Origin of the sequence: Nisaea sp., assembly GCF_017640745.1 — a bacterium.
Taxonomy (GTDB): Bacteria; Pseudomonadota; Alphaproteobacteria; order Thalassobaculales; family Thalassobaculaceae; genus Nisaea.
In genome coordinates, this window is the sequence record NZ_JAEPQA010000007.1 from 133412 (window position 1) to 139411 (window position 6000).

Consider the following 6000-nt stretch of genomic DNA (forward strand, 5'->3'; position numbering starts at 1 on the left):
TGCCCTGTCTCTCGCCCGGTATTCCTTCCTGCCGCATCGGAACGCGCCATGACCCAGCGTGAACGGCTCACCTTCTGGGCAGGCCTGCTCGCCGCCTTTCTGCTGGCGATCTACTTTCTGAAGAGTGTGCTGGTGCCGTTCGCGGCGGGCATGGCGATCGCCTATTTTCTGGATCCTCTGGTGGACCGGTGCGAACGGCTGAAGATGTCGCGGACAGTCGGCACCGCCGTCGTCCTGCTCGGCTTCTTTTTCGCCGGTACAGGGCTTCTGCTTCTGTTGATCCCGCTGATCCAGGCCCAGGCGGTGCAACTCGCGAAGACCCTTCCGAACTATCTCGAACGGCTCTCCGTTACCGCGGAACCTCTGCTCAACATGGCGCGGGCCTGGCTCGGCAATGGCGGGGCGGACAGCCTCGATCTGCCGGCGATCGCGGCTCAGGCGGGGAAATGGATGCTGAGTTTCGCGGGGCAGTTGCTCAGCGGCGGCGCAGCTGTCGCCAACCTGCTGTCGCTTCTGGTCATCACCCCGATCGTCGCCTTCTATCTGCTCCGGGACTGGGATCACATCGTGGCGGCGGTCGACGGCTGGCTTCCGCGGGCGCAGGCGCAAACGATCCGGGAGCAGGCAAGCATCATCGACCGGACGCTGGCCTCCTTTGTGCGGGGGCAAGGCTCGGTCTGCCTGATCCTCGGCGGCTTCTATGCGGTCGGCCTGACGGTCGCGGGGCTCGATTTCGGTGTGATCATCGGCCTCTTCGCCGGACTGATCTCCTTCGTTCCGTTCGTCGGATCGATTTTCGGCGGGCTTCTGAGCATCGGTCTCGCGGCGCTGCAGTTCGACAGCCTGACGCCGGTCGCCATCGTCGCGGGGGTTTTCGTAATCGGACAGGCGATCGAAGGAAATTTCCTTACCCCGAATCTTGTCGGCGACGCGGTCGGCCTTCATCCCGTCTGGGTGATGTTCGCTCTGCTTGCCGGCGGGGCGCTCTTCGGCTTCCTCGGCGTGCTGATCGCGGTGCCTGTCGCGGCGGTCATCGGGGTGCTGACCCGGTTCGCGCTCTCTAGATATCTCACCAGTCCACTCCATCTACATGGCATACCGCCGGCGGATGACGACACCGGCAACGACGGCCACTGACCGGACCAGCGGGACAGAATGACGGAACGGAATCAAATATCGCGCCTCGTGGGCGGCGAGGGCGGACAGCTGCCGCTGACGCTCGAGCATCGCCCGGCCTATGACCGGGGGGAGTATCTCGTCTCGAGCTGTAACGAGGCGGCGACGGCCTGGATCGATTCCTGGCCGGCCTGGCCCGACGCCACCTGGGGGTTGAATGTCCACGGTCCGGCGGCCTGCGGAAAATCGCACCTTGCAGAGGTCTGGGCGCGCAAGGCGGAAGCCGTGATGCTGCGGCCATCCGATCTCGATGTCGCCGTGCTGCCTGCGCTGCTGGGCGACAACCGCTATGCCGTGCTCGACAATGTGGATGAGAGCTTGCCCGGCGTGCCGGCGTTCCACCTCTACAACATGATCGTGGAGCGCCGCGGCGCCCTGCTCGTGCTGTCCCGCACGCCGGTGTCCCGGATGGCACTGACGCCGCCGGACGTGAAGTCGCGTTTCGCCGCCCTGCCGGCAGTCGCGATCAGCGATCCGGACGATGCGCTGATCACCGGCGTGATGGACAAACTCTTTCGTGACAGGCAATTGTTCGTTGCTGAAGAGGTTCTGGCCTTTTTGGTCGGGCGCATGGAACGATCATTCCTCGAGGCGCAGGCGATGGTGGAAGCCATCGATGCCATGTCGCTTGCCGAAGGACGCCGGATCACGCTGCCGCTCGCGCGCCGGGTTCTGGAGGCTCGGGGAGCGCGCTAGCGCCCGACGGGAACAAGAAAAACACTCAAAACGGAGCACTATCCATGGATCTGGGAATCAAAGGGAAGAAAGCGCTCGTCTGCGCGTCGAGCAAAGGTCTCGGCAAGGCGTCGGCGATGGCGCTGGCTGAGAACGGGGTGGACCTCACCATCTGTTCGCGCACGCCGGAAGCGATCGAGGCCGCGGCGGACGAGATCCGTTCTGCGACCGGTGTCACCGTGCATGCGGTGGCCTGCGACATCACCACACCGGAAGGCCGCGAGAAGGCGCTGGCGCCGTTCAACGCGCAGCTCGACATCCTGGTGAACAATGCGGGCGGTCCCCCGCCGGGCAATTTCCGCGACTGGACCCGCGACGACTGGATCAAGGCGGTCGATGCCAACATGCTCACGGCGATCGAGCTGATCAAGGCGACGGTCGACGGCATGATCGAGCGCAAGTTCGGCCGCATCGTGAACATCACTTCCGGTGCCGTGAAGTCGCCGATCGCGATCCTCGGCCTCTCCAACGGCGCCCGCGCCGGCCTGACCGGCTTCTGTGCCGGCATCGCCCGTGAGGTCGCGAAGGACGGGGTCACGATCAACGGCCTGCTGCCGGGCCCGTTCGACACCGACCGGCTGCGGGGCAACATGAAGCTGCAGGCAGAGAAGGCCGGCAAGGATTTCGAGTCCTTCTATGCAGAGCAGGCGGCCCAGCACACCGCGGGCCGGTTCGGTACGCCGGAAGAGTTCGGCCAGACCTGCGCCTTCCTCTGCAGCGCCCATGCCGGCTACATCAACGGTCAGAACCTGCTGATGGACGGCGGCGCCTTCCGCAGCACGCTCTAGGAGCGGGGCGGCTTTCCCCGGGAGAAGGGGAAAACCGTCATCGAACTGCAACATGACGTGACTAGTTTCCGGCCCGGGATATTCCATATCCCGGGCCGACCTGTGTTAAGACAGCATTGAAGCGCTGCTTGCGCTGTCAGGTCCCGCGAGGCTGTGAAGACCAGGAGGCGATTTCGTGAGCGAGAGTCAGCCGGAAAACATTGTGCCTGTCGATGCCGCGTCGCCCGAGCGTTTCTTCAATCGGGAACTCTCGTGGCTGGGCTTCAATCATCGTGTGCTCGAGGAGGCCGACAATCCGGCCCACCCGCTGCTTGAACGCCTGCGTTTCGTCTCGATCTCCGCGTCGAACCTGGACGAGTTCTATACGGTCCGTGTCGCCGGTCTGAAGGGCATGGTGAATGCCGGTGTAGCGACCACGAGCGCCGACGGTCTGTCGCCGGGCAACCAGCTCATAGCAATCGCGGAAAAGGCCGCCGAACTCATCGCCGTGCAGCAGAAGTATCTCACCAAGCTGCTCGGCGAACTGCGGCAGGCGGGCTTTCACCTGATTGGCGCCGACGATCTGACGGCGGCGGACACCAAATGGCTCGATACACATTTTATCGACCATATCTTCCCGCTTCTGACGCCGCTCGCCATCGACCCTGCGCATCCGTTTCCGTTCCTGCCAAACGGCGGCGTCTGTCTCGCGCTGCAGCTGACCAACCCGTCGAACGGGATCGACATGGAAGCGCTGCTGCCGCTGCCAGCCCAGGTCAACAGGTTCGTGCGGCTTCCGGGCGACGATATCCGCTTCATCGCAATCGAACAGGTGATCATCAAATACACCGATCAGCTGTTCCCGAATTTCGAGGTCTCCGGCCACGGTATCTTCCGCGTGTTGCGCGACAGCGAGATGGAGATCGACGAAGAGGCCGAAGATCTTGTGCTGTCCTTCGAATCCGCCCTGAAGCGGCGCCGGAGAGGCAACGTCATCAGGCTCTCGATGAACCGGGACATGCCCGATTTCCTGCGCGATTTCGTCATCGAGGAAATGAAAGTCGCGCCGGAGGATCTCTTCACGCTGGACGAGATGGTCGGGCTGGCGGATCTCTCCCAGCTCATCGTCGGCGAACGGCCGGACCTGCTCTGGAAGCCGTTCAACCCGCGTTTCCCGGAACGGATCCGCGATTTCGGCGGGGATTGCCTGGCGGCGATCCGTGCCAAGGACATCGTCGTCCATCATCCCTATGAGAGTTTCGACGTCGTCGTGCAGTTCCTGCGTCAGGCGGCGGCCGATCCGGCGGTGGTCTCGATCAAGCAGACGCTGTACCGCACCTCGAAGGGGAGCCCGATCGTCAGTGCGCTGATCGAGGCTGCGGAATCCGGCAAGACCGTGACCGCGATGGTCGAGCTGAAGGCCCGGTTCGACGAGGAGGCGAATATCCGTCTCGCGCGCGATCTGGAGCGGGCCGGCGTCCAGGTGGTCTACGGTTTCGTTGATCTCAAGACCCACGCGAAGATCTCGCTGGTGGTCCGCCGCGAAGGCAACGGGCTCCGCAACTACGTGCATTTCGGAACCGGCAACTACCATCCGATCACGGCGAAGATCTACACGGACCTCTCCTTCTTCACCTGCGATCCGGTGCTCTGCCGCGACGCCGCGCGCATGTTCAACTACATGACCGGTTACGCGACGCCGCAGCAAATGGACAAGCTGGCGCTCTCGCCGCTGACCATGCGCCAGAAGCTGCACGACCTGATCGAAGCGGAGATCGCTTTCGCACAGGAAGGCAAGCCGGCTGCGATCTGGGGCAAGATGAACTCGCTGGTCGATCCGGACATGATCGACATGCTCTACAAGGCCTCCAGTGCCGGGGTGAAGATCGATCTGGTGATCCGCGGCATCTGCTGCCTCAGACCCGGACTGCCGGGGCTGTCGGAGAATATCCAGGTCCGCAGCATCGTCGGGCGCTTCCTCGAGCATTCCCGGATTTTCTGCTTCGGCAACGGACGGAAGCTTCCCTCGGATCAGGCGAAAGTGTACATCTCCTCCGCCGACTGGATGCCCCGCAACCTGGACCGGCGGGTCGAGCATTTCGTCCCGATCGAGAACCGGACGGTGCACCGGCAGGTGCTCGACCAGATCATGGTCGCGAACCTGAAGGACGAGACGAATTCCTGGATCGCGCAGCCGGATGGACGCTATGTCCGCGTGGCGGCGGATGCGGGCGCCTTCTCGGCACACAATTACTTCATGACCAATCCGAGCCTGTCCGGCCGCGGCAGTGCCCTGAAGCGGTCAAACGAGATGCCCAAGAAGCTGAGCGGCGCGGAATAACGTTTGTCAGAGACATTCTCCCCTGAGTGGAAAGCCGGGATCCATATCGATCATCCCGGCCTTGTCGGCGTTCTCGACATTGGATCGAACTCGGTCCGGCTCGTGGTTTTCGAGGCCGACGGGCGCATGCCGATCCCGCTCTTCAACGAGAAGGCCCTCTGCGGTCTGGGAGCCGGTCTGCAGGAAACGGGACATCTTTCGGAACCGGGCGTCCGCTCGGCGATGGAAAACCTTGAGCGCTACTTCACCATCGCCCGCGGTATGGGCGTGGAGGACATCAGCGTACTCGCCACCGCCGCCGTCCGGGACGCGACCAACGGCGACGAGTTTGTTTCCGATATCGAGGAGCGGTTTGGGCACCGGGTGACGGTGCTCTCCGGTGACGAGGAGGCGCGGCTCTCCGCGCTGGGCGTCATCAGCGCCTTTCCGCAGGCGGACGGCGTGGTCGGGGATCTCGGCGGCGGCAGTCTCGAACTGGTCGATGTGCAGAACGGGCAGGCGCGCCGCTTCGAGACGACCCCTCTCGGGCCGCTCCGTCTCGGAGAACTGACGGCCCAGACGCAGGATGCGATGGCCGACCGGATCGACCAAATCCTGAAGGGCGTCGAGTGGCTGGGGGCCCTGGAAGGGCGGGATCTCTATGCCGTCGGGGGCGCCTGGCGGAGTCTGGCGCGGGCTCATATGGAGCTGACCGATTACCCGCTTGAGGTGATCCACAATTACGCGATCGGCGCGGGCGAGGCCTCCAGGTTCCTCGAGGAAATCACCAAGATGGGCCGCAAGGACATGCGCGCATTGAACGCGATCTCCAAGCGGCGCGTCGACAAGCTGCCGATCACGGCGCTGGTGCTGAAGCGGCTGATCGAGCTTGGACGTGCAAGGCAGGTCGTCTTCTCGTCGTTCGGTCTGCGCGAGGGCTGTCTCTACGATCGCCTGCCGCAGGGCGAGCAGGCGCGGGATCCGTTGATCGAGAGCTGCATG

The 6000-nt window shown here is 63.9% G+C and carries 5 protein-coding genes; all 5 read left to right on the forward strand.

The genetic code is table 11. The annotated features are described in order from the left end of the window. Nucleotides 1–48: 48 nt before the first annotated feature. Complete coding sequence (locus JJ959_RS07475; RefSeq protein WP_292881588.1) at nucleotides 49–1137, forward strand: AI-2E family transporter; 1089 nt, start codon at nucleotides 49–51, stop codon at nucleotides 1135–1137. A gap of 18 nt (nucleotides 1138–1155) precedes the next feature. Continuing rightward, on the forward strand, nucleotides 1156–1872 hold the full coding sequence (locus tag JJ959_RS07480) for a DnaA/Hda family protein (RefSeq protein WP_292881590.1): 717 nt from the start codon (nucleotides 1156–1158) through the stop codon (nucleotides 1870–1872). Between the two features lie 44 nt (nucleotides 1873–1916). Continuing rightward, the gene (locus JJ959_RS07485) at nucleotides 1917–2699 is read left to right on the forward strand and encodes an SDR family oxidoreductase (protein WP_292881592.1); all 783 of its coding nucleotides are present in this window, start codon (nucleotides 1917–1919) and stop codon (nucleotides 2697–2699) included. 175 nt (nucleotides 2700–2874) lie between these two features. Continuing rightward, complete coding sequence (locus JJ959_RS07490) at nucleotides 2875–5019, forward strand: RNA degradosome polyphosphate kinase (protein WP_292881594.1); 2145 nt, start codon at nucleotides 2875–2877, stop codon at nucleotides 5017–5019. 3 nt (nucleotides 5020–5022) lie between these two features. Next, the coding region (locus tag JJ959_RS07495; protein WP_292881596.1) for a Ppx/GppA family phosphatase at nucleotides 5023–6000 on the forward strand (978 nt) is incomplete at its 3' end.

Excerpts from the sequence above, each read along its gene's own strand:
- JJ959_RS07475 (WP_292881588.1), top strand. The coding sequence starts at position 49 with ATGACCCAGCGTGAACGGCTCACCTTCTGGGCAGGCCTGCTCGCCGCC.
- JJ959_RS07480 (WP_292881590.1), top strand. The coding sequence starts at position 1,156 with ATGACGGAACGGAATCAAATATCGCGCCTCGTGGGCGGCGAGGGCGGA.
- JJ959_RS07485 (WP_292881592.1), top strand. The coding sequence starts at position 1,917 with ATGGATCTGGGAATCAAAGGGAAGAAAGCGCTCGTCTGCGCGTCGAGC.